General features: G+C 43.4%; 24 protein-coding genes. 22 read left to right on the forward strand and 2 right to left on the reverse strand.

Translation table 11 applies throughout. The annotated features are described in order from the left end of the window. The first annotated feature begins 136 nt into the window (after positions 1 to 136). The 8 genes from ACFQ2J_RS13440 to fabG all read left to right on the forward strand — a co-directional run bounded on the left by ACFQ2J_RS13440 (position 137) and on the right by fabG (position 8629). Positions 137 to 1132: an NPCBM/NEW2 domain-containing protein gene (locus ACFQ2J_RS13440; RefSeq protein ID WP_386061344.1), complete on the forward strand. Its 996-nt coding sequence runs from the start codon at positions 137 to 139 to the stop codon at positions 1130 to 1132. A 441-nt stretch (positions 1133 to 1573) separates the two neighbouring features. Further along, complete coding sequence (dctP, locus tag ACFQ2J_RS13445; protein ID WP_386061347.1) at positions 1574 to 2593, forward strand: TRAP transporter substrate-binding protein DctP; 1020 nt, start codon at positions 1574 to 1576, stop codon at positions 2591 to 2593. 76 nt (positions 2594 to 2669) lie between these two features. After that, positions 2670 to 3140 carry a TRAP transporter small permease gene (locus tag ACFQ2J_RS13450; RefSeq protein WP_386061350.1) on the forward strand — a complete coding sequence of 157 codons (471 nt, stop codon included), beginning with the start codon at positions 2670 to 2672 and terminating at the stop codon, positions 3138 to 3140. 19 nt (positions 3141 to 3159) lie between these two features. Next, the gene (locus tag ACFQ2J_RS13455; RefSeq protein ID WP_386061353.1) at positions 3160 to 4434 is read left to right on the forward strand and encodes a TRAP transporter large permease; all 1275 of its coding nucleotides are present in this window, start codon (positions 3160 to 3162) and stop codon (positions 4432 to 4434) included. 74 nt (positions 4435 to 4508) lie between these two features. After that, positions 4509 to 6041: a class I adenylate-forming enzyme family protein gene (locus ACFQ2J_RS13460; RefSeq protein ID WP_386061355.1), complete on the forward strand. Its 1533-nt coding sequence runs from the start codon at positions 4509 to 4511 to the stop codon at positions 6039 to 6041. Beyond that, positions 6038 to 6679, forward strand: a complete 642-nt coding sequence (locus tag ACFQ2J_RS13465; protein ID WP_386061358.1) for a TetR/AcrR family transcriptional regulator — start codon at positions 6038 to 6040, stop codon at positions 6677 to 6679. Before ACFQ2J_RS13460 ends, ACFQ2J_RS13465 begins: the two co-directional genes overlap by 4 nt. Positions 6680 to 6693: 14 nt before the next feature. Beyond that, positions 6694 to 7863 carry a thiolase family protein gene (locus tag ACFQ2J_RS13470; protein ID WP_386061361.1) on the forward strand — a complete coding sequence of 390 codons (1170 nt, stop codon included), beginning with the start codon at positions 6694 to 6696 and terminating at the stop codon, positions 7861 to 7863. Between the two features lies 1 nt (position 7864). Next, positions 7865 to 8629 carry a 3-oxoacyl-ACP reductase FabG gene (gene fabG / locus ACFQ2J_RS13475; RefSeq protein ID WP_386061364.1) on the forward strand — a complete coding sequence of 255 codons (765 nt, stop codon included), beginning with the start codon at positions 7865 to 7867 and terminating at the stop codon, positions 8627 to 8629. A gap of 147 nt (positions 8630 to 8776) precedes the next feature. Here the strand turns inward: fabG and ACFQ2J_RS13480 are convergent, their stop codons facing one another. Continuing rightward, positions 8777 to 9205, reverse strand: a complete 429-nt coding sequence (locus tag ACFQ2J_RS13480) for a hypothetical protein (RefSeq protein WP_386061366.1) — start codon at positions 9203 to 9205, stop codon at positions 8777 to 8779. 293 nt (positions 9206 to 9498) lie between these two features. Here ACFQ2J_RS13480 and ACFQ2J_RS13485 point away from each other — a divergent pair, with 293 nt between their 5' ends. The 4 genes from ACFQ2J_RS13485 to ACFQ2J_RS13500 all read left to right on the forward strand — a co-directional run bounded on the left by ACFQ2J_RS13485 (position 9499) and on the right by ACFQ2J_RS13500 (position 14457). After that, positions 9499 to 10038 (forward strand): glycerol-3-phosphate responsive antiterminator, encoded by a 540-nt coding sequence (locus ACFQ2J_RS13485; protein ID WP_386061369.1) that lies wholly within the window; start codon positions 9499 to 9501, stop codon positions 10036 to 10038. A gap of 237 nt (positions 10039 to 10275) precedes the next feature. Continuing rightward, positions 10276 to 11100 carry an MIP/aquaporin family protein gene (locus ACFQ2J_RS13490; protein ID WP_386061372.1) on the forward strand — a complete coding sequence of 275 codons (825 nt, stop codon included), beginning with the start codon at positions 10276 to 10278 and terminating at the stop codon, positions 11098 to 11100. 24 nt (positions 11101 to 11124) lie between these two features. Then, entirely contained in the window at positions 11125 to 12615 is a 1491-nt protein-coding gene (gene glpK / locus ACFQ2J_RS13495; RefSeq protein ID WP_386061375.1) for a glycerol kinase GlpK, read from the forward strand. 195 nt (positions 12616 to 12810) lie between these two features. Further along, positions 12811 to 14457: a glycerol-3-phosphate dehydrogenase/oxidase gene (locus ACFQ2J_RS13500; RefSeq protein WP_386061378.1), complete on the forward strand. Its 1647-nt coding sequence runs from the start codon at positions 12811 to 12813 to the stop codon at positions 14455 to 14457. Positions 14458 to 14642: 185 nt separating this feature from the next. On the opposite strand, the gene ACFQ2J_RS13505 is transcribed toward ACFQ2J_RS13500, so the two are convergent. Further along, positions 14643 to 15203 carry a hypothetical protein gene (locus ACFQ2J_RS13505; RefSeq protein ID WP_386061381.1) on the reverse strand — a complete coding sequence of 187 codons (561 nt, stop codon included), beginning with the start codon at positions 15201 to 15203 and terminating at the stop codon, positions 14643 to 14645. Between the two features lie 178 nt (positions 15204 to 15381). Here ACFQ2J_RS13505 and ACFQ2J_RS13510 point away from each other — a divergent pair, with 178 nt between their 5' ends. From ACFQ2J_RS13510 to ACFQ2J_RS13555, 10 genes are all read left to right on the forward strand, one after another. Then, positions 15382 to 16008 carry a nitrite reductase gene (locus ACFQ2J_RS13510; protein WP_386062504.1) on the forward strand — a complete coding sequence of 209 codons (627 nt, stop codon included), beginning with the start codon at positions 15382 to 15384 and terminating at the stop codon, positions 16006 to 16008. A 137-nt stretch (positions 16009 to 16145) separates the two neighbouring features. Beyond that, positions 16146 to 16892: a PIG-L deacetylase family protein gene (locus ACFQ2J_RS13515; RefSeq protein ID WP_386061384.1), complete on the forward strand. Its 747-nt coding sequence runs from the start codon at positions 16146 to 16148 to the stop codon at positions 16890 to 16892. Between the two features lie 19 nt (positions 16893 to 16911). After that, the gene (locus tag ACFQ2J_RS13520; RefSeq protein ID WP_386061386.1) at positions 16912 to 18726 is read left to right on the forward strand and encodes an ABC transporter substrate-binding protein; all 1815 of its coding nucleotides are present in this window, start codon (positions 16912 to 16914) and stop codon (positions 18724 to 18726) included. Between the two features lie 93 nt (positions 18727 to 18819). Then, positions 18820 to 19797, forward strand: coding sequence for an ABC transporter permease (locus tag ACFQ2J_RS13525; protein ID WP_386061389.1), 978 nt, complete (start codon positions 18820 to 18822; stop codon positions 19795 to 19797). Next, complete coding sequence (locus ACFQ2J_RS13530; RefSeq protein WP_386061391.1) at positions 19790 to 20647, forward strand: ABC transporter permease; 858 nt, start codon at positions 19790 to 19792, stop codon at positions 20645 to 20647. Before ACFQ2J_RS13525 ends, ACFQ2J_RS13530 begins: the two co-directional genes overlap by 8 nt. 3 nt (positions 20648 to 20650) lie before the next feature. Next, complete coding sequence (locus tag ACFQ2J_RS13535) at positions 20651 to 21625, forward strand: ABC transporter ATP-binding protein (protein WP_386061393.1); 975 nt, start codon at positions 20651 to 20653, stop codon at positions 21623 to 21625. After that, the gene (locus ACFQ2J_RS13540) at positions 21615 to 22649 is read left to right on the forward strand and encodes an ABC transporter ATP-binding protein (RefSeq protein WP_386061396.1); all 1035 of its coding nucleotides are present in this window, start codon (positions 21615 to 21617) and stop codon (positions 22647 to 22649) included. Before ACFQ2J_RS13535 ends, ACFQ2J_RS13540 begins: the two co-directional genes overlap by 11 nt. Beyond that, the gene (locus ACFQ2J_RS13545) at positions 22646 to 24022 is read left to right on the forward strand and encodes an MATE family efflux transporter (protein ID WP_386061398.1); all 1377 of its coding nucleotides are present in this window, start codon (positions 22646 to 22648) and stop codon (positions 24020 to 24022) included. Before ACFQ2J_RS13540 ends, ACFQ2J_RS13545 begins: the two co-directional genes overlap by 4 nt. 75 nt (positions 24023 to 24097) lie before the next feature. Beyond that, on the forward strand, positions 24098 to 24307 hold the full coding sequence (copZ, locus tag ACFQ2J_RS13550) for a copper chaperone CopZ (protein ID WP_386061401.1): 210 nt from the start codon (positions 24098 to 24100) through the stop codon (positions 24305 to 24307). 149 nt (positions 24308 to 24456) lie between these two features. Beyond that, complete coding sequence (locus tag ACFQ2J_RS13555) at positions 24457 to 24771, forward strand: metal-sensing transcriptional repressor (protein WP_386061403.1); 315 nt, start codon at positions 24457 to 24459, stop codon at positions 24769 to 24771. Positions 24772 to 24791 lie beyond the last annotated feature (20 nt).

Consider the following 24791-nt stretch of genomic DNA (forward strand, 5'->3'; position numbering starts at 1 on the left):
AAAATTTTTTATTTTTTTTATGACACCTTATAAAGAGATTGGAACGATAATAGATAATTAGAAGTTTTCTTCAGACATAGAATCCGATATCGTTCATTTAATTTTTATTTTCGATATAGAAAGAGGGGGGAATTTATTGTTTAATTTTTTTCTAGGATATATGGTTGGTTCTTCTGATAGAGGAGGAAGTGGGGATAGCGGCACAGGGTGTTTTGGGTTGGTACTAGGGGTACTTATGTTTACTGTCGTGGCTTATGTAATACAAGCACTTTATACATCTTATCAATGGTTTAATGGTTTAGCCGATAATTTCAGTGCTTTATCGATGGTCTTTTTCCCTTATATCATTCAAAACGTACTCGACCTGGAAGGTACTGCGTTTGGATTTGCTACTCTTGTGATTAATATCATTGGTTTGTATTTAATTCTTAAAACAGAAAAAGTCTTTATCAAAATGAGAAAGAACATATTGAACATTTTAGCTGTAGGACTATTAAGTATCTATTTATATGTATTATTTTTCAGACAAGCGATAATGGGTGTGGTGAATTTTATAGATGATGGTCATTACTTGGTGGTTGGAGGATGGATATTAGCTCATGTTTTCGCTCTTATTTATGTCTCCGCATTAAAAGATAACCACAAAGAAATAAGAGACAAACATAAGACTCATCTGCGGAAGTTCAGTGCAAAATTAGAGCCGAAAAAATATCATACATACTATACTCGTTTCTTTAATGGAGAATTTACAGACAACCGAGGGAACACTTATGAGAACGGTCATGTCTTTCAAGTCGGCCGCTGGATGAAAGAAACCTTTAAGCTGGAGTTTCCGATGGAGGATTATCAACACATTTTCCAAGGTACACTAGGCGTGATCAAAAACCAAAACACCACCAATACGGAAGTGGAGTTTGAGGTGCTTCTGGATGGGACAAGCATCTATAGTAAAAAAATGAACAAAGACGACATGCCTGTGAATATTAAGTTGAATATTAAAGGTGGAAAAAGAATCACATTTCAACTTCGCAACGTTTCATCTGATCAAAGTCATAAGGAGTATTTAAAAGTCGGCTTGTTCAACCCTGAGGGTTCGGAAACCTTAAGTGAGGATGAGCTGGTAAACTTGTAATATTGAGAGGATCAAAAGCAGCGAGGTCTAAAGGCCTTCTGCTTTTTTTCATTGAAGCAGAGGGAAGCAGGGGGACGGTTCCGGTGCTTCCTAAGTAAATTTAATGAAGTATTGCGTAAGTTCTTCTCACTTCTGTTTAAATATGTTAGTAATCTTCTCATAAATCCTAAGTGTTATTTTCACTCTCGCCTCCACCCCATCATTGTTATATACCCGTCAATACTATGAGAACCCTCTAAATTTACCTCGATATATTAGTGAATAAGTCATCAGAAATCAATGAAAAATGCGTACAATATAAGGTAAATTTAATTGTAACTCTATTCATGCCAAACAATTATGAATCAATTATCAATATTTAAAATTATTTGAAAATTAATTGACTTAACTACTAAACTGGTATATCCTTTCCATAGATATTAAAGGAATTGAGGGGATATTATGGGAAAAGTAAAAGGATCGATTTTATTTGTGATTTCTATTCTTTTGATAGGAATCATTGCAGGTTGTAGCTCAGAAAATGAAGGAAACGCCAGTAATGGAGAAAATGAAAGCGTTACCATTAAAGTGGGACACATCGCACCCGATGAGCATTCTTATACCAAAGGACTCAAACAGTTTGCGGATGCTGTCGAAAAAGAGACGGATGGACAAGTTACATTCGAGATCTTTGGTGGTGGACAGCTTGGTGGAGAACGTGAAGTAGTGGAACAGGTTCAGCTTGGTACACTTGATATGACGTTGGTTACTGCGGGTCCACTAGGTAACTTCGTCGACAAGTTTTCCGTACTTGAGATGCCTTTCTTATTCAGGGACATCGATCATGTGTACAAGACGTTGGATGGAGAAATTGGTGAAGAGCTGACGGGCTTGATCGATGAGCAGGGATTTAAAACGCTTGGTCTATGGGAAAACGGATTCAGACATTTGACTACGAAGGAACAGGTGATCAAGTCTCCTGCTGATACCGAAGGATTGAAGTTGCGTACAGTAGAGAACGATATTTACGTGAATACATACCAATCAATCGGGGCAGATGCTACACCGATTGCATTCCCAGAGGTTTATACTTCTCTACAGCAAGGTGTTGTTGATGGGATGGATGTGTCCTATGGTGTCATGCATTCCACTAAAATGTACGAAGTCCAGGATCATCTAAGTGAAGTAGGCATCTATTATGCTGCAGCTCCATTGATCATGAACCAGGCGAAGTTCGATTCACTTCCGGAAGATGTGAAGAAGGTCCTTATAGAAAAAGGAAAAGAGTTCACTGAAGTTCAAAGGAAAATTAATCAGGACATGGAAGCGGATCAGAAAAAGGATCTTAAAGACAAAGGTATCAAAATCGTTGAAAAGGAAGATATCGATATCGAAGCTTTCGAAAAAGCGGTGCAACCAGTCTATAAGGAAAACGCAGATCGCTTTGGTGATCTGGTAGAAAGAATTCGTGCAGTAGAATAATTGAATGGATAGAAAAAACAAACAAAGACAGTGTGTCAAACCGCGCTGTTTTTGTTTTTATAAGGAGTCATGAAACATGTGGAGGTCGACATTAGATAGGATCAACAAAGGAACAGAGAACATAGCGGCAGTATTTCTTTTTACAATGGTCCTGCTCGTTTTCCTGAAGGTCGTGACCAGGGTGTTGATACAATCCTCCTTCCCTTGGACGGAGGAATTGTCTCGCTACCTGATGATCTGGATCACATTCCTAGGAGCATCGATTGCTTTCAATTATGCAGCACATATCGGGGTCGATTTTGTTGTTGATAAACTTCCGAGGATGCTGAAGGCTGTTGTTCAAGTGATTGCTGCAGCGGCATGTATGGTTTTCTTTTTGTTGTTGATCTTCAAAGGCTTTGAGTTGATGGGGAGGTCCATGATCCAGAGTTCACCTGCGTTGAATCTTCCGATGGGCTATGTGTACGCAATCATTCCTATCAGCGGAATCTTGATGTCTTTCAATCTTGTAGATTCAACAATAAAAAAGATACGACTAGATGAATAGAAGAAAGTAGTGAACTAACTTGGCTATCTTATTATTTGCGATATTAATCGGATTGATCATTATCAATGTACCAATTGCAATAGCGCTCGGTTTGGCGTCGGTAGTTGTCCTTTATTTGGCCACGGGAATGCCGCTCATCATCCTACCTCAAAAGATGTTCGCAGCTTTAGATTCTTTTCCTTTGATGGCAGCTCCCTTCTTCATCTTGGCTGGAAAGCTGATGGAGCATGGAGGGATATCGGAGCGGCTGATCGAGTTTGCGAAGAGTCTTGTCGGCCAGTTGAAGGGTGGTCTTGCTCATGTGTCCATCGTGGCCTGTGTGTTTTTCGCAGCCATATCCGGCTCTGCAACTGCTACGACTGCAGCTGTTGGTGGAATATTGATTCCTGCCATGGTGAAAGCGGGATATGATCGTAATTTTTCCACTGCTGTCCAGGCGGTCGGAGGGACTACTGGGATCATCATTCCACCTAGTGTTCCCTTAGTCTTATATGGAGTTTCAGCAAGTGCGTCGGTCAGCAGTCTGTTCATTGCAGGAATTTTACCTGGAATCCTCATGGGTGTCTCCTTGATGGTTGTTGCTTACATAATCTCTGTGATTAAAGGATATGGGGCGAATGCTGAAGGTTTCAGTGTAAAGCGCATGGGAAGCTCCTTTAAAAATGCGCTATTGGCCTTGTTGATGCCGATCATCATTCTTGGTGGAATCTACGGGGGAATCTTTACTCCGACGGAAGCTTCGGTGGTTGCTGTAGTGTACGGCTTGATCATTGGTGTGTTTGTGTATAAACAGATCACCTGGAACAAGCTGCGTGAAATTCTCGTTTCTTCAGTGGTAATCACGTCTACGATTCTATTTATTATCGGAACGGCTTCTTTATTTGGGATGGTATTGACGAGAGAAAGAGTTCCGCAGAACATTGCTGAGATGTTCATGGCGTCTGATTTATCACCGATCATGATTTTACTTCTGATCAATTTGTTCTTATTGCTTGTTGGTACATTCATGGAAACCATCGCAGCTATCATCATCCTGACTCCGATTCTGTTGCCTGTTGTGACGAGTATAGGTGTCGATCCTATTCACTTCGGAATCATCATGATTGCAAACCTGGCGATTGGCTTGGTGACTCCACCAGTGGGTATCGCGTTATTCGTCGGAGCGCAGATTGGAAATACAAAATTCGAACCGTTAGTCAAAGCGGTTTTCCCATTCTTGATTATGATGCTGGTGGATATCCTGCTGATCACGTTCATTCCTCAATTGACACTTGTTGATTTTGTCACACCATAGGTTAAGTCATAACTTTCAAATGGAAAAGCTTTCGGTAGACCTTTTCCAAATCCTATGTAGATCGGGGCTTGATGATGATGGACTCAATCTTGAATACATTTCCGAAAGAAGTAAGTGAGCAATTTCCTGAGAAGACGGCGCTTTATTTTTATGGAGAAGAAGTATCTTACCGGGAATGGGATGCGTTGACTGGAAGATTGGCAAGAGGCTTGGAGGAGAAGTTCGGCGTACAAGCTGGCGATGTCATAGCGATCCAGACGACGAATACAATCGAATTCGTCTACGTCCTTTTTGCGTGCTGGAAGCTTGGTGCAGCGTTGACTCCAATCAATCCTTCATTGAAACCTGAGGAAATACGGTACCAGTTGGAGCATTCAAACGCAAAGTGCTACTTCTACCAGGATGACATCGAGCAAAAAGCTAACGAAGCCACTCACCAGTTGGAAATTGTGTCAATTCGGGTTTCTGGTGATAAGCAAAAAGAGGGTTGGAGTTTACAGGACGTTCTCTCAGAAAATGAACTGAATGCGAGAAAAGTGTCCAATGAAGCAATAGGCTTGATCATCTATACATCTGGAACAACAGGTAAACCAAAAGGTGTGCTCTTGAGCCATTCGAATATTATTGAAATGTGCAACATGTCGATCAAAGCGCTCCAGCTCACAGAAGAGGACCGTTCCTTTTTGATCCTTCCACTTTTCCATGTGAACGCCATCATCTTTACGCTGACGTCTGTTCTGATGCAAGGTGGTAGTGTCGTCATCAGAAAGAGATTCGTAACCGATGAATTTTTGCCAGCGGTTGATCTATACAAACCGACGTTCACTTCTGGAGTACCTACGGTTTACCGTTACCTGGCAGGGCTGCCTGAAGGAATCGAGCATAACTATGATATAAGTTCGATGAGATTCGGGATTTGCGGAGCGGCACCTGTTTCAACTAGTCTGTTCGAACAGTTTGAGACGCGTTTCCCATTCAAACTAATTGAAGGCTGGGGGCTCTCGGAAGGGACATGTGCATCGACATTGAACCCACTCGATGGCAAGCGGAAGGTCGGTTCTATTGGAAAGCCTTTGGATCAACAATCCTTGAAGATTGTAAATGAAGAGAGAGAAGAAGTCCCAATTGGTGAATATGGGGAACTGATGGTCAAAGGACCTAATGTGATGCAAGGCTACTTCCGGAATGAAGCGGAAACAAAGAACGTTTTGCAGGATGGTTGGCTAAGTACAGGGGACATCGGCTATCAGGATGAGGAGGGCTTCTTCTATATCGTCGATCGAAAGAAAGATATGATCATCAGAGGTGGGATGAACATCTACCCTAAACAAATCGAAGAAGTGATTTCCCAGCTGCCAGATGTATTGGAGACAGCAGTAATCGGGATTCCGGATGAGTTATATGGCGAAGAAGTCGTTGCTTATGTGGTGCTTAAAGGCAATTCGCAATTGACATCGGCTAAAATAATGGAACATTGTCAAACCCAGATGGCCAATTACAGATGCCCTAAACAGGTTTACGTGACAGATGAGATACCTAAAAATTCAGTAGGGAAAGTGACCAAAGGTGAGCTTAGGGATTTGCACTCAAAGGTGAACAACCGATGAATAAAAAAGAAATCAAGTATGGTCTCATACTGAATGCTGCTAAAAGTGTCTTTGCTGAAATGGGTTATCACAAGGCATCCGTATCCAAAATCGCCAAAAAGGCTGGGATCGGTGACGGAACTGTCTATCTTTATTTTTCGAACAAAGAAGATATATTGAAGAAACTTTTCCATAACACGATTCATGACGATCTTTCTCCTAAAGCGGAGGAATTGGTGGAAGGGATCAATGACCCGCGTCTGAAACTGTATGAATTTGTCCGAAATCATCTTCATTATTTCGGCGATGATTATACCCTCTCTAGGATCATCCAGATTGAAGCGAGACAATCAAGCTCAGAAATAAGAGAAGCGATGAAACCGGGAATCAGAAGATATTTCACCCTGATTGAAGCCATTATTGAAGATGGCCAGAAGAAGGGGGTCTTTCGCAAGGATATTTCAAAAAAGACAGCCAGGCAAGTGATCTTCGGTTCACTTGATGAGGTGGTGACATGCTGGGTGCTTTCGAGCAGGACCTATCCATTGAGTTCGAAAGTTGATGAAGTCTATCGAGCACTACTGACTGCAGTCTACAATTTTTCTTTCATAGAAAACTTTCCTTGGACCATGCAGCCGAAAGAATTTTCAACGAAATAGATGGAGGATATAAGATGAAGGAAGTTGTCATAGTAGATGCGACACGAACACCAATAGGAAAGCTGAATGGTATGTTGAAAGATGTCTCCGCAAAGGACCTTGCGAAGACGGTCATGGAATCCATTCAATCCAGAACCAAGTTCGATCTTGCTTCGCTGGATGAGATCATAGTCGGAAATGTGGACGCCCCTTCCAATGCACCGAATATCGGACGGGTCGCTGCACTGGAACTAGGCTGGCCATTACATATCCCTTCTTATATAGTCGGACAAAATTGTGCATCCAGCCTGCAGGCATTCATGAACGGTGTCCAGTCCATCCAAGCAGGAAATTCCCAGATGAGTCTGATTGTAGGCACGGAGAATATGAGCCAGATCCCGTATGTGATCAGGGGAGCGAGAGATGGATTCAAGATGGGCGACCGACGAATGAAAGATAGTTTACTTGAAATGTTAGTAGATCCCGTTGAAAACATATCTATGGGGGAAACAGCGCAAATCCTGGCAGAAGAATATGAGATTGATAGGGAGCAGCAGGACGAATACGCGCTTCGGAGTGTAAAGCGAGCCTGGTCGGCACGTGATGAAGGAATCGTTGATTATGAAATAACACCTGTAACCATTCAAGATGAAAAAATGAGTCAGGATGAGTTGAATTTCAGGGATCTTACGTTAGAACAACTCTCAAAGTTGAAGCCGGCCTTCAAGTCAGGCGGTTCGGTCACTCCAGGTAATACTTGTGGGATGAACGATGGTGCAGCTGCGCTTTTGATGATGAGTAAGGATAAGGCAGAACAACTTGGTCTACGCCCGATAGCTAAGGTGAGATCCTTCGCTTCCGTAGGAGTAGATCCGAAGCGGATGGGACTGGGCCCTGTTAGAGCAATTCCTAAAGCACTGGAGAAGGCTGATTTGGAAATGGAAGACATCGATTTATTCGAAGTGAACGAAGCCTTTGCCGCGCAAACCTTAGCATGTATTCAGGAGTTAGGGATAGATCAGGAGAAACTGAATCCTCTAGGAGGAGCGATTGCACTCGGCCATCCAGTTGGCGCAACAGGTGTACGTCTACTGGTCACCTTATTGAATGGACTTCGAACATCCGGTAAGAAATATGGCGTAGCATCTCTCTGTGTAGGCGGAGGATTAGGTGGTGCAGTCGTCATAGAAAGAATGGAGGAATAACATGGCTGGTAGATTTGAAGGAAAAGTCGCCTTTGTAACCGGAGGCTGTCGAGGAATCGGGAAAGAGATAGCCCTACAATTTGCAGAAGAAGGTGCAAATGTAGCGATTGTTGATGTGAATGAAGAAGCATTGATGGAAACGGAAAGAGAGTACAAAGAGCAAGGATATGAAATCTATACGAAAGTCGTCAACGTCGTTGAACCGGAAGAAGTAGAAGCAGCGATGAAAGAAGTGGTTGATACATACGGAGCTGTAGATATTCTGGTCAACAATGCCGGAGTACTCAGAGATAACATGCTCTATAAAATGACCGATTCGGATTGGACGACAGTGATGGATGTTCATTTACGAGGTTCCTTTAATGCAGCACGTGCAGCTCAAAAATATATGGTTAATAATAAGTACGGACGCATCATCAACATCTCTTCCATTTCAGCCCTCGGTAACCGAGGACAAGCAAACTATTCCACTGCTAAAGCTGGATTAATAGGCTTTACGAAAACCTTGGCGATCGAGCTTGGTAAGTACGGGATTACCGTGAATGCAGTCGCACCCGGTTTTATTGAGACTGAAATGACTAGGAAAACAGCAGAACGGATGGGTGTGCCATTTGAAGAATTTGCAAAAGCTGGGGTTGAAAGTATCCCGGTGGGTCGTGTCGGTCAACCAGAGGATATTGCCAACGCCGTAGCATTTTTCGCTGATGAAAAAGCTTCCTTTGTGAATGGTCAGGTGTTGTATGTGGCTGGTGGTCCGAAAGATTAGTTTTTTCAATCAGAAACCCAGGCTAATGCAGCCTGGGTTTCTTTTTTAGGATGAGAATCGTCACCCCGCTTGTCCATACCTTAGCCATTTGTAAACTGATCTTTATAAAGAAATCATATACTTACTCGTCTGCCTTCTGGAAATCATTTAGCGTTTAGAAGGGTGATTAGGTTTGTTAATACTAATTACACCATTGTCTACTGGATCTGACTGATTACCTCTAACCTCAAGGTGATACTCCCAACTTCCCCACACTGGAGTTCCTTCCCCTGTATAACGTGGGTCCGATTCATGAACAATTAGGTAAAAGTACTTTTCGCCCGTTTCTGTGTTAGTAATGTGATTGATCATCCATCCACTGTCCAAATACGGGTCTCCTCCAAAATCGCCACGATATTGAACTTTGTAATGATACACGCCATTTTCTTCTGTGTACTTACCTGTCACATCACCAATTGGAATACTTCCATCATCGGTCTTATGTCCTGGGACGACGGTACTCTTTGCCGACACTCCTGAGACCATTATGCTCATTGCAAAACCCATACCTAATGTAGCTGTTAACCATTTTTTCATTTTTTTAGTTCCTCCTTTAAAAAATTTCATATGAAGATTTTGTGAGGTTGTTCTCTTATGTATAATTCTTGATAGTTTTTAACTTAGTTTACAAATGGCTGTATTAAGCGTATCACTAATGGAAAGTATTTTTTGTCAATTTATGTTGGGAGATTAACACCTAAATTGTCGGATTACGTTCTACAAATCTAGGAAGTACAAAAACCTTTCCCACGGTGAATGTGCTACAATGCAAAGTAAGAAAAGTCGTTGAGATCCTTCTATAGAAGATCCATGGGCAAGGAGGTACAACAGTGGAGAGCTTATCGGGTACGCTGGCCGCGGTAAAGAATATGAAAGACTTCGACAAGCTGCTGAATAGTGACAGGGAATACATCATCCTATTGGATACACGTTTATCCCAACTGCCAAGCATTGCGCAGTATGCGAAAAGAGCGAATAAAAAGATCATCGTCCACGTCGATTTGATCCAAGGCTTGAAGGCGGACGAGTATGGGTTGGAGTTTTTGATCAGGGAGGTCAAAGTCGATGGCATCATCTCGACGAGGAACAATGTCATTGCGATGGCAAAGAAGCACAAATTGATTGCCATCCAGCGGTTATTCATCCTGGATAGTCATGCATTGGAACACAATTTGAAGGTTATTGAGAATTTAAAGCCTGATTACATTGAAATTTTGCCGGGGCTGATTCCGAAAATCATCAAGGAAATCAGTGAACGGATCAGTATTCCTGTCATTGCGGGTGGATTGATTCGGACGAGAGAGGAAATTGAGGCAGCGTTCGAAGCGGGCGCAGTGGCGGTTACGACGTCCAATAGCGAATTGTGGTGAATTTTTCCTCGAAAAAAATCGAAAAAAATCTTGATACCGCTTTCAGTTGCTATTATAATGTGGATTACAAGTTAAGGAATGTGTTGGAGAACTGGGAGACCTACACCTTTTATCTGCTTTTCTACGAAAAGTATGTGTTAAAGGGGTAGGTCTCTTTGTTTTTGGGTACATTTTAATGTGCACAGGCTTGTATAGAACATCTATGATTATCACTTACTTAACAGAGGAGAATGGTATATGTCTCAATTTACAGCCGAGCTGATCGGTACAATGATCTTGATTATATTTGGTGGTGGTGTCGTCGCTGGTGTCGTTTTGAATAAGTCTAAAGCGGAAGGTGCCGGCTGGGTTGTCATCACGTTAGCCTGGGGACTTGCAGTTACGATGGGTGTATACGCAGTCGGTAACTTTTCCGGGGCGCATATCAACCCGGCAGTTACCTTGTCGTTTGCGGTAATTGGAGAATTTCCATGGGCGAAAGTTCCGATGTATATCACCGCCCAACTTATTGGAGCGTTTCTTGGTGGAGTAGTCGTATTCTTTGCATACTTAGCTCATTGGCGTCATACCGAAGACCAAGGCGCGAAACGTGCAGTTTTCTCTACAGATCCGGCGGTGCATCATCCGTTGGCTAACCTAGTTTCCGAGATGATCGGAACCTTCGTACTAATCATGGGGCTGCTGTTCATTGGCGCCAATGATTTTACCGATGGCTTGAACCCGGTGATTGTAGGTCTCTTGATCGTTGCAATCGGAATGTCCTTAGGCGGACCAACTGGATATGCAATCAATCCTGCACGTGACTTAGGTCCAAGGATCGCTCACGCATTGTTACCCATTCCGGGTAAAGGGAATTCCGGCTGGAGTTATGCTTGGGTACCAATTGTGGGGCCAATCATAGGTGGAATTTACGGGGCATTATTTTATAAAGCATTTTTCATTGGGGAATTTACGTCAGCATTCTGGATTGGTAATGTAGTAGTTGCTGCAATCTTGATCGCTTCATTATTAAAGGAACTGAGCAAGGAAAATGAACAAAGTACAAGTAAATCAAACGCGTAAAACAAGTAAGGAGAGAAAGTTATTATGGGCAACTATATATTATCTTTAGACCAGGGAACAACAAGTTCAAGAGCCATCCTCTTTAATAAAGAGGGGGCAATTGTCGAAACGGCACAACGGGAGTTCCAACAATTTTTCCCGAATCCGGGCTGGGTGGAACACAATGCGAACGAAATCTGGACATCCATTCTAGGCGTCATTGCAGAGGTATTGGAAAAGTCTGATGTAGATTCGGCGGAAATTACTGGGATCGGAATTACGAACCAGCGCGAAACGACCGTGGTCTGGGATAAAACAACAGGAAAACCGATCTACAACGCAATCGTCTGGCAATCAAGACAGACGGAGGAGATCTGTAAGCAGCTGCGCGAGGACGGATACAACGATACATTCCGAGATAAAACAGGGCTGTTGATCGACCCTTACTTCTCTGGAACGAAAATCAAATGGATTCTGGATAACGTAGAAGGCGCGAGAGAAAAGGCGGACCAGGGGAATTTGATGTTCGGAACGATCGATTCCTGGTTAGTGTATAAATTGTCAGGCGGTAAAAAACACGTAACCGATTATTCCAACGCTTCACGGACGTTGCTGTACAACATTTATGACCTACAGTGGGACGAGGAACTGTTGGAAATATTGGGAATCCCAAGTTCGATGCTACCGGAAGTACACCAATCCTCTGAAGTTTATGGTCACACGGTCGATTACCATTTCTTCGGTAAGGAAGTTCCGATTGCCGGCATTGCAGGTGATCAGCAGGCTGCGCTGTTTGGACAGGCATGTTTTGAAAAAGGGATGGCCAAGAACACTTACGGCACAGGTTGTTTTATGCTTATGAACACTGGTGAAGAAGGTGTCAAATCGAATCATGGTCTGCTAACGACCCTTGCTTGGGGAGTTGATGGAAAAGTAGAGTACGCCCTCGAAGGAAGTATTTTCGTAGCGGGCTCTGCTATCCAGTGGCTACGAGATGGATTGAAAATGATCGATTCAGCTCCACAAAGTGAAGAGTTAGCTGTACAGGTAGATTCCACGGACGGTGTCTACATGGTACCTGCCTTTGTCGGTTTAGGCACGCCGTATTGGGATAGTGAAGCTCGCGGTGCGATGTTCGGTCTTACGCGCGGAACGACAAAGAATCATTTTGTCCGTGCAACGCTTGAATCCCTTGCTTATCAGACAAAAGATGTCGTCGATGCGATGGAAAAAGACTCCGGCATCAACCTGAAAACATTGCGAGTAGACGGCGGCGCTGTCAAAAATAACTTCCTGATGCAGTTCCAAAGTGACCTTCTAGGCGTACCAGTGGATCGTCCGGTTGTCAATGAGACGACTGCATTGGGAGCGGCTTATCTTGCAGGATTAGCAGTAGGTTTTTGGAAGGACAAACAGGAAATCGCCACTCAATGGAAAAATGAAAAGACCTTTGAAGCCGCGATGGATGATAGCACACGTGATGGCCTATACGCAGGTTGGCAGAAGGCTGTTGAAGCGACACGCGTGTACAAATAACAGCACGTGTGGTATGATTTAAGTACAAGTTAATAAATCGGACGGAGAAATTGAGAGACCGCAAGCAACCTCATGTACACTCGAGGTTTGTTTTGTGGTCTTTTTTTCGTCATTCAGATAGTTCCTTTAGGAGAAAAGAGAATTCATAAGGAATGTTCGGTAATTACTTATAGAATTTAAAAGGAGCGATCGATGATGGGATTTTCAAGTTTAGAAAGACAGGAAACATTACAGCAAATGGAGAGCGCACCGCTTGACGTGCTTGTGATAGGTGGAGGAATTACAGGTGCTGGCATCGCTTTGGACGCGACGACCAGAGGGATGAAAACGGCAGTTGTAGAAATGCAGGACTTTGCGGCTGGTACCTCCAGCAGATCGACGAAACTAGTACACGGCGGTCTCCGTTATTTGAAGCAATTCGAAGTTGGTGTCGTAGCGGAAGTCGGTAAAGAGCGTGCGATCGTGTACGAAAATGCACCACATGTAACGACACCGGAATGGATGATGTTACCTTTTTATAAAGGAGGAAACTTTGGACCGTTCACGACTAATATAGGACTACGAGTTTACGATTTCCTTGCAGGGGTCAAAAAGAGCGAAAGAAGAAAAATGTTCGCTGCCGACGAAGCGGTGAAAAGGGAGCCATTGCTGAAAAGTGATGGACTCAAAGGTGCAGGATACTACGTAGAGTACAAGACCGACGATGCCCGCCTGACGATCGAAGTCATGAAAAAGGCTGTAGAACAAGGAACGTTAGCACTCAACTACATGAAAGTCGTCGAGCTGGTTTATAAAAATCACAAAGCTGTCGGAGTGATCGTCGAGGATCAGATCACTGGTACAAGAAAAACCATTTACGCTAAAAAGATCGTCAATGCTGCTGGACCTTGGGTAGATACCCTAAGAGAAAAAGACAACTCGAAAAAAGGGAAGACACTGCAGCTGACGAAAGGAATTCATTTGGTCTTCGATCAGGAAAGATTCCCGTTAAGTCAGGCGATTTATTTTGATACACCGGATGGACGGATGGTCTTTGCCATTCCTAGAGAAGGTAAAACGTATGTAGGTACGACCGACACCGTGTACAAAGGCGATATCGCATCCCCTGAGATGACGGTTGCAGATCGTGATTATGTACTTGGCGCGATTGACTACATGTTCCCGGATGTGAAGATTACAGCAGAAGATGTGGAATCAAGCTGGGCTGGACTACGGCCATTGATTCTTGAAGAAGGCAAAGACCCATCTGAAATTTCCCGTAAAGATGAAATCTTTGTTTCCGATTCAGGCTTTATTTCAATTGCAGGAGGAAAGTTGACCGGCTATCGTAAAATGGCTGAAAGTGTCGTGGACCTAGTCAGCAAGCAATTGAAAGACGAAGAAGGAATCATCTATTCTGGAATCGCGACTAAGAACCTGTCCTTATCTGGAGGAGATGTAGGTGGATCCAAAGGCTATCCTGCATTCGTTGAACAGAAGGTGAAAAAAGCGATCGAGTTAGGAATTGAGAAAGACGATGCTGAAATGCTGGTCTCCCGTTATGGATCCAACATCGATCAAGTATTCGAGCTTTATCGAGATGCTAAAGCTGAAGCAACTGACCTGGACCCTGTCGTACAAGCTATCGCAAGCTATGCAATCAGATATGAAGGAGCTTATAAGCCAGTCGACATCTTTGTGAGACGAACTGGAGCGCTTTTCTTCAATATCCAGTGGGTTCATACGCATAAAGAAGCTGTGATTGAGTATCTTGAAAAGCAGTTCAACTGGACGAAAGAGCAGACGGAAGCTTATACCGAAGAGCTGAATGAGTTGCTGTATAGGGCTGTAACTCCGGTTTAAGCACGGGAGTGATTCCGCTGCTTCATGTTTGAATTTCGCGAGTTTGCGAGATAATCTCGCGACTTCAATTAAGGCGAGAAAACCTATAACCCCAGGCTGACATTGTTTGTGAGTAGCCTGGGGTTTCTATTAATGTAAAAGACATATCAATCTTAAATCCTACCATGCCTGATGAGAGGAATGTTCTAATGACTGTCCTCCATATTGTGAGAAGAAGGATGCTCTAATGGCTCATCTTTAATCAGCATTGGCTCTGTTCGTTCGAAAATTACAAATATCAATACTAGGATAGTCAAAGGAATGATAGGAGTAGTTAAAAGGCTGGATTTGCTTTTAATTACATCATTCTGAAGCATATAGAAAATGCTGAATATGACAAACACAAACAAAAAGAACATCAGTTTAACTGCTACGCTTTGATGCTGTGGGGAAAGCATCACTCCAAGCATTGCTCCCATCATCCCCCCCATTACACCTGATAATACCCCTTCGATTACTGCTAACATATTTATCGTCATCCCAATGATCAATCCACTGACCATGCCGGCAAGCAATCCCAACACAGTAGATTGGAAGAGATCTTCGGAATAGATGACTCCGAAGATGGTACCATACGTCAGGCCGGTAGTCATGCCTATTGCCATCGCATTAACCATTCCAGTCATTGCTGGGATTTTTGATCGGTATGCAAAGTGAATCCAGATGATACCTACTACTGCTATTGATAAAAATGTAACTATGAACAATAGTTGTCCGCTTATGATGATGACCTCCTTCAGATCTTGTCCGTAGTATAAAGGTATGTCGATAAACCTAGTGAAATACTTGTTTCTTAAATATTCAATAAATTCTGAATATTAGATTGAATACACTACGGGGGTATGCTATAATCTTTTATTAATTAAGCGAATACACATGGGTGGGATGAATATGGAGAAAAAGATGATACCACTGGCTGTTAATGGTGGGATCGACTTTGGCGCAAAGCTTACACCAAAACAGCTGATCGTTCTTGGACAATACCTCGATGAAGATGAGGAGATTGAATTAACTACCTTACAGCAATTGATCGTGAAAGTTCCGGAAGATGACCTGGAAGCAGCAATAAAGCAATTTAATAAAGTGGGCTTAAGCTGTTACAAGGTAGGTAACTTCGTGAAAAGTCTTCGCACGTGTAATTTCTGCAAAGGGGAAATCAACGAAGGGATGCCTGTTGCGAAGGAATTGAATAAGCGAATTGCAGGGCAGGAAGTCCCGTTTACACTGCGCCCAGCTTACACTGGATGTCCTGTTGGTTGTGGTGAGCCGTTGATCAATGATATTGGCGTGATGAAGTATAAAGATACATATGAACTGTACCTTGGTGGACAGTCCAAGGGAAGAAATGCAAAGGCTGGCGACTTGTTCATGGACGGATTGGAGCCTGAGCAATTATATGAAATAGTTGATGAGATCCTTGAAGTGTACCGCAATAACGGTAGAAAACGGGAGAAATTCAGTAAATTTGTAGATAGGTATGGAATGGATAAGATCAAAGAAGAAGTTCTTTAATAATTATAAATTTCAGAATTTTCTAAAATATACTTGATTTCCGCTGAATAGAAGTATAGTATTGATACCAACATACGATAGGGGGGTAAAGTATACTTGCATACATCTCTATCACTATTATCTAAGGAGGAATTGGATTGGAAGGACAAAAAGTATTGCTGCTTGGTGTCTATGGGATGGAAGTCGTTGAGTGCGGTGGTGCATTAGCAAAGAATGTGAAGAGTGGTGGAGAGTCATTCGCTTCCATTATGCTTTCCAGTGAAAAGTCGCAACCGCAAGTGAATAAAGCTGCTGAAGTATTAGGTGTGAAGATGCATTATACCAACTTCAAAAGTGGCTACGTAGATGTCAGCGTGGAAGCAAAAGAAAAAATCGTCCGAGTTGTCCGTGAGGTAAAACCTGACATCATCATTACACAAGATCCGGAGCATTCGTTCCATGACTTGGATCCCGACAGACGTCAGGCGATGATTACTATCCTGGAAGGGATCGCATTGGCTGGCAGGGATTTTGCATTAGACAAAATGCCGGAATTAGAACCACACTCAATCCCCACGATTTACTACATGACCCCTCACTCACCAAACACCGTCGTTGATGTCTCTGATGTATGGAATTTAAAGCAGGAAGCTATGGGTGTACTGGAAAGTCAAATGGAGTTCAGCGGCAGACATTTCGAACATGCGTTGACAGACGAAAATCTTGAACACCTGGTGCCTGGATTCAGTTCATTGACAAGTGATTACGAAAAAGGCAGAGCAGTCCATAAGGCACTGGATCAAGCCGTCCATGTGTATCACGGTTTAGCTACCCACGGTCATTACGCGTTTGCAGAGGCATTCAAGAGAGAAGGGAACTTCCATTTGCAGGAATTGATCAAATAACAATTAGGGGGATGAGTTGATGAAAAAAATACTCTACAGCTTTCTGGCTGTATTGTTGATGTTGACTGGATGGAGCAGCTTTCCTGTACAGGCGAATGGGGATCAATTACGATTAGGTATTTCTTCTGACGAGAGTACGATGAATCCCTATACATACATCACGGGGAGCCCGGGATTGGATTTGGTCAGTTTAATGTATGACAATCTATTTCAACTCGATGCGGATAACGAGCCTCAACCTTGGCTGGTGAAGGAATACACCGTAAGTGAAGATGGATTGAATTATGATTTCGTTTTACATGATAATGTCACCTTTCATGATGGGGAGGCTCTGACTACAGAAGACGTCGCATTTACTATTCAATATTTCCTTGATTACCCTAAGTCACGTTTTACGAATCCGCTAAAAAGTATCAGTAATGTAGAGGTGGCAAGCGATACAGAAATCTCTCTTACATTGGAACAGGCTGAACCCGATTTCATGATCCAGCCATTATCTGATCTCCCAATTTTACCTGAACACATTTGGTCGGAAATCGATAACCCGGATGAATCAGACAACAATATCGGCAGCGGACCTTATAAAATGGACGGTTACAAATCCGGCGAGTTCTACCGGATGACAGCAAACGAAGACTATTTCAAAGGCGAGCCTACAGTGAAAGAGCTCGTATTTCCAATCATTGAAGATACGACCGCATTGTTCACAGCATTGCAGTCAGGTGAAATCGACGCCATGTCAGCCACTGTTTCACCTGAATTGGTGGAGCAGTTTGAAAACAGTTCGAACGTAAAGCTCGCTAGAGGATCTGGCTTCTCGACAACATTGCTTCAAATGAATGCAGAGAAATATCCTTTAAGTGAAACCGAGTTTCGTAAAGCGATCTCCTATGCAATCGATGAGCAGGAACTGATTGACACCGTACTGCTCGGATATGCAGAGGTTGGAAGCCCAGGGTTTATCCATCCATCCTCTCCTGTTTATAACTCAGACCTGCAGTCGGAACACGATATTGAAAAAGCGAAACAGCTTTTGGCAGATGCCGGCTTTGAAGATACAAACGGAGACGGTTTTGTAGAAGGAAAAGACGGAGAAGAAATTTCGCTTGAAATGCTTGTCTATTCCAACAGTTCGATCCGCATCCGGACAGCGGAAATCATAGCAGAATGGCTGAATGATGCAGGAATCCAAACAAGTGTCAGAGCAATGGATATGACGACAGTAGACTCGCTTGTATGGCCGGAGTTTGACGTAAGCAAAGGTCGGGACTTTGATTTGGCGATGTGGGGATGGTCCAGTACCATGCAGCTGTTCCCAAGCAGAATTGTAGAATTATTCCACTCTGATCCAGCTATCGGGTCCGTTAACATTGGTGGATACAGCAATGAAGAGTTTGATCAGCTGGCAGAGAAATTGCAGAACACGGTCGATGCTGAAGAAAGAAAGAGCATTTTGATGGACCTGCAGCAACTGGTGGCAGAAGAAGCACCGATCATTCCACTGTCTTACCAGGAAATCATCAATGCATACAATAGCCAGGTGTATGATGACTACACGTTCCAGGTAGGTAAAGGAATCGTGAATAAGCTTTCCTTTGTGAATGTAGATGGTTTCAACGAAGGGGCAAATGAAGATTCCGGTGACGATGACGAATCTGAAGGAAATGTTGCATCAGCTGCAGAAAAGGATGACGAAAACAGTGCGGAAGCATCCGCATCTGATGTAAATTCATCAACAGAAAAGAACAACGCAACTCTATGGATCCTGGGTGCAGTGGTCCTGCTAGTTGCAGGTGGCTTGTTCTTCATGAAGAGACGCAGTTCAAAGACTTAAGTCTGCGTATTAACAAGTTCATATGGGCTTTCGTCATCGTTACGCATGACGAAAAGCCCTTTTTTCTAATTGTGAGATAAGCGAGGTGGAAACATGTCCAAGTATGTAGTTGGTAAGATCTCTCAATATTTGATCGTCATCTTCATCATTTTAGCCTTGAACTTCCTTTTACCCAGGATGATGCCTGGAAGTCCCTTGGTGTATTTGGCTGGAGAAGATGTCGGGCTCATGACCAGTGAAGAGAAAGTAGCAGTGATGGAAGAGGCCGGACTGAATGATCCGATGATTGTGCAATTCGGACGTTATTTGTCTGACATGGTGACCGGTGATTTTGGATACTCATATCAACAGAAAATGCCGATATCGGAATTGCTCCTGGACCGGATTCCGTGGACATTGCTGCTTGCGGGATCAAACTTATTGATCAGTACGGTGTTGGGTGTCATTTTCGGGGCAATAGCAGCGTGGAAAAGGGGAACTAAGACCGACGTGAACATGCTGACCTTCTTTATGTTCCTAAGTGCGATGCCTTCCTTCTGGATCGGAATGATCCTTGTATCCATTTTTGCAGCATCATTAGGGTGGTTCCCTGTGTTTGGTGCAGAGACAGGATGGTCAGATTTCACTGGATGGGAAAGGGTGGTCGACATCAGTAAACACCTGGTGCTTCCTCTTGTATCTTTGGTGCTGATTTCTGTTACTAATGTGTTTATGACAATGCGTTATTCCATGTTGAATGTATTAGGAGAAGATTACATTAAAATGGCTCGGGCAAAAGGGGCGAAAGAAAAAACGATTAAATACAAACACGCGATGCGGAATGCATTGCTTCCAGTTGCTACAGTATTTATGTTGAGTGTCGGCTTCATGCTTAGTGGGGCTACCGTGATTGAAACAGTATTTGCTTACCCTGGAGTCGGTCGCCTGATGTTTGAGTCTGTACTTGCCAGAGATTATCCACTGATCCAGGCAACTTTTATGATCATTACCCTCAGTGTGATCGTGGCTAATCTGGTAGCAGACATGATTTATCCTTTCTTGGATCCAAAGGTGGGGAAGACGAATGGATAAGAGGAAATGGCAGCAATACCTTCATATCTTCAGTAATAATAACTTAGGTGTCATTGGTGTAGGAATACTGGTCATTTATTTGTTCATCGCTATTTTTGCACCTCTCATTGCACCATTTGATCCTACTCTCAGAATAGGGACGCCTTTTTCTCCTCCAAGTGGTGACCATCTGCTTGGAACGAATGATGTAGGGCAGGACATATTGAGTGAGTTGATTTATGGGACACGGATATCGATTTTGATTGGAATCATTGCAGCGTTCTTTTCCATCGCAATCGGATGTCTGGTTGGAATCATCGCTGGGTATTACGGGGGGAAGGTTGATACTTTCCTGATGAGGGTGGTCGATTTAGTGTTGGTCATTCCATTCCTGCCGCTGATGATCCTGTTAGCTGCCTTTATTGGTCCTAGCTTCTGGAACATCATTTTTGTCATCAGTATCCTGACTTGGGCAGGTCCTGCTAGGGTGATCCGTTCCCAGGTACTCACGGTCAAGACGAAAGGCTATGTAGAAGCGGCCAAAGCGATCGGTACAAAGATATCCATCATCTTAAAGAAGCATATCCTCCCTGGGGTAGTGCCGATTGCCCTTTCACAATTTGTCCTTGCTGCGAGTCAGGCGATATTGATTGAAGCATCCTTGAGCTTCCTAGGGTTGGGAGACCCATTCAACAAGAGCTGGGGGACAGTGTTGTACTACGCCCAGGCAAGAGGAGCCTTCCTCACGGATGCATGGGTATGGTGGATATTACCTCCTGGTTTATTGATCACCTTACTGGTAATCGGATTCGCGTTCACTGGCTATTCCATGGAAGAAATATTGGATCCTAGATTACGGAAAGGAAGGTAACGAATGAAGAATATACTGACAGTAAAAAATCTGACTACACATTATGACACTCCCCAAGGGCCAGCAAGGGCAGTGGAAAATGTCTCTTTTACTGTGAAAAAGGGTGAAATGCTGGGTCTGATTGGTGAATCAGGCTGTGGCAAGACGACAGTAGCCCAGTCGATCCTCCGATTGATCGAATATCCAGGCAAAATTGTAACAGGGGAAGTGGATCTTGATGGGAAGGACTTGGTCAATGCCAAAACATCAGAACTGGAGAAGATCAGGTGGAAAGACATCGCAGTCATTCCTCAAAGTGCAATGAATGCCCTGAATCCTGTCTATTCGATTGGTGATCAGATCATCGAATCGATCCTTTTGCATGAGAATATCTCACGAAAGGAAGCATTGAATCGAACGAAGACACTGTTGGAACTTGTTGGGATAGACAAGGACAGGTGGAAAAGTTATCCGCATGAATTCAGTGGCGGAATGAAACAGCGTGTAGCAATAGCCATGGCTCTTTCCTGCAGTCCGAAGTTGATCATCTCTGACGAGTCCACTACAGGATTGGATGTACTTACACAGGCACAGGTCATCGCATTAATGAAAGACTTGCAAAGAAAGCTGGATCTGTCCATCATCATCATTTCACATGATTTACCGCTGGTCACTTCGATTTGTGACAGGATTGCAATCATGTATGCCGGAAAGATTGTGGAATGGGCGGGAACATCCAACATTTTGCAAGATGCCAGACACCCTTACTCGAAAGGATTGCTGGATGCTACTCCCGATCTTGCCAATCCCGAGAAAAAGGTAGTGTCGATTCCGGGTACAGTGCCGAACCTTGTTTCTCCACCTGAAGGCTGCAGATTCCGGGATCGATGCCAATATGCAATGGAAACATGTGCAGCGGCTGAACCAGAGCTGGTAGCAGTTAAATCAGAGCATTATGTTTCCTGCTTTTTAGAAAAGGGGGCTAAGTATGTCCTATGAGAGCTTGATTCAAGTACGGAACCTAAGGAAAACATTTTCAAAAAAAGTAGGTAAACATATTTTCAATCGGAAAACTGTCGCTGTTCATGCAGTCAATGATATTCAACTGGATGTTCGCAAGGGCGAAACGCTCGGTATCATTGGAGAAAGTGGCTGTGGAAAAACGACCACTGCAAGGATGCTGCTGCGATTGGAAAAGGAGACGCAAGGGGAACTTTGGTTTGATGGAACTGACCTATGTACATTGAAGGATAAAGAGACCAACAAGTTCAGAAAGCGCATGCAGATGATTTTTCAGGATCCATACGACACCCTGAACCCAGGGATGCGAATCGTAGACATTCTGATGGAGCCGATCAATGCCCATCATCCTAAGATGAGTTTGAAAGAGAAAGAAGCGATTGTTAAGACAGCAATCGAATCGATCGACCTGAAGCCGGCTGAAAACTTCCTTTATCGATATCCGCATGAATTGAGCGGGGGACAAAGGCAGCGGATTGCAATCGCCAGGGCGATCATACTTAAGCCAGACTTTATTGCTGCTGATGAACCTACCTCTATGTTGGATGTATCCGTAAGAGCGGGTATTTTGAACCTTCTTCAGCGGTTGAAAAAGGAAATGGGACTGACCATGTTGTTTATCACCCATGATTTGACCACTGCCAGTTATATGTGTGATCGAATTGCTGTGATGTACCAAGGAGAAATTGTCGAGATTGGTAAGACGGAACAAATCATCAGAAGACCGAACCATCCTTATACACGAGCATTGGTTTCTGTAGTTACTGACCTTAACCACTTCATTGAACATCGCGATGAAATCATTCTGGATGGGGAGGTGGATGCAACAAGAGTAAACCAAGGTTGTCCTTTTGCGCACCGCTGTCCGTTCCATGAAGAAATGTGTGATCATACGGCTCCAAAGCTGGAAGAAGTAGGGGAAGATCACAATGTATCCTGTCACTGCCTTCATAAGGTTGATACTTCACAAATAGGAGTCAAAGAAGAGCAGGTGCTGTCTTGACCCAAAAAGTGAACGCTGAAAAAGAAAGAACCGGGTTACCTTGGATCTTATTTTTAGCAATTCCTGCGGTCATAGAGAATTTCTTTCAGACGATCATTGGATTTGTCGATACTTATTTCGTCTCCCAGATTGGAATTACCGAAGTATCAGCAGTAGGAGTAACCAATGCCCTGTTACAGGTGTATTTTGCAATATTCATGGCATTAGGAGTGGCAGCCAATATATATGTTGCAAAATACACAGGAGCGAAAAATGCTGAAAAGGCTCAGCAAAGCTCCTGGCAATCCATTTATCTTGCAATCATCGCTGGTATCGTATTTGGTGTTGTAACCCTGTTCTTTGCAGAGCCTATGTTGAAGCTGATGGGGGCAGAAAGTGCCGTCATAGATGCTGGGAAAACCTATTTTAAAATTGTGGCGATCCCTTCGATCATCCTGTCACTTACATTTGTTGTAGCCAGTATCCTTAGAGGTACGGGAGATACGAAAACCCCGATGAAAATAAGCATCTATGTCAATTTGCTTAACATAGTTTTAGATTATGTGTTAATTTTCGGCTTTTGGATCATTCCAGGGTTCGGTCTTGTCGGAGCTGCTACTGCGACAGTGATTGCAAGACTTATAGGCGTGATCTGGTTGCTCTCGATATTTTTAAAAAGGGAAGGGACCAGGGAGGCAGGGTGGAAGCGTCCAGCAATTAATTTCGGAGAGATGAAAAAGCTGCTGACAGTAGGTGCTCCGGCTTCAGGTGAAAGGCTGGTTATGCGAATCGGTCAGGTTCTCTACTTCGGCATCATCGTCAGCTTAGGTACTGCTACTTTCGCAGCGCATCAAATTGCAGGAAGCATCGAAGTATTCTCATATATGATAGGATACGGTTTTGCCACGGCAGCCACCACGATCGTTGGACAATTGATCGGTGCCGGTAGAATAGAAGAATCTCAGAAGTATGCACTCCAATGTACCGCGATAGCTGTTGGGTTCATGTCCATTGTGGGGCTTATCCTCTTCTTTTCAGCTGAGTGGTTAGCCGGTCTGTTCACTACTGATACAAAGGTGATTGCAGACATAACGGTCGCTTTGAGAATCGATGCGTTCATCCAACCTATACTGGCAATTGTCCTCGTCCTTACAGGTGTTTATCAAGGGGGAGGCAACACGAAAACCCCGATGTATATCACAGCGATCGGTATTTGGTTGTTACGAACGGTGTTTGTGTATGTATTGGGTTTGGCGATGGGATTTGGTATTGCTGGGGTCTGGATTGCTATTGGAATAGATAATTTATTCCGTGCCATCTGGTTAAGCATTAGTTTTATCAGAGGAAATTGGATCAAAGAAGGTTTCGAAGAGAAGGCAGAAGCAGCGAATTAATGTATGTAAGCGTTTTTATGTCATATAGTTAAGCTCTATGCTTAAATAGATAAATAAAGGAAGGATTGATGAATAATGGAAAAACAAACACTTAGAGTAGAAGGAATGTCATGTGGACATTGTAAGTCTTCAGTTGAAGAAGGAGTCGGTAACCTGGAGGGGGTATCACAGGTGCTTGTAGACTTGGATGACGGCTTGGTAACAGTCGAGTACGATCCCGCGAAATCAACCTTGGAAACTATTAAACAGACAATCTATGAAGAAGGCTACGATGTTGTAGCTTGAGCAAGTAAATAGAGTCATCCTCGCTCCTGGTTGGTGTGAGGATACTCTATCCAGCTTTCCCCTATGCAACTCCCCACATAAGGATGAACGCTATGGATTTCTTCCGACCACGCAAAGGGAGTTAAGTAAATTCGATAGGAGTTGTAGAAATGGTTGAAAAGATAAAAGAAACAAATGAAAGCCATCCAGTTGTTCCCCGTACCAGGATAGAAAAAGAGAATATGCTCAATCGGTTGAAGAGGATAGAAGGGCAAGTAAGAGGATTGCAAAAGATGATAGAAGACGATCGATACTGTGTGGATGTGCTAGTCCAAATTTCAGCAGTGAATGCAGCATTGAAAAAAGTAGGTTTCACTATGTTAGAGCGCCATACTCGTATGTGTGTGACGAAGTCAGTCAGAAAAGGTGACGGCGAGTCCTACATGGATGAGTTGATGGAAGTGATCCAGCAGTTTTCCAAATAACGAATAGGGGGGCACCTTGA

The sequence above is a fragment of the Thalassobacillus hwangdonensis genome (assembly GCF_042675915.1).
Classification (GTDB): Bacteria; Bacillota; Bacilli; order Bacillales; family Halobacillaceae; genus Thalassobacillus_A; species Thalassobacillus_A hwangdonensis.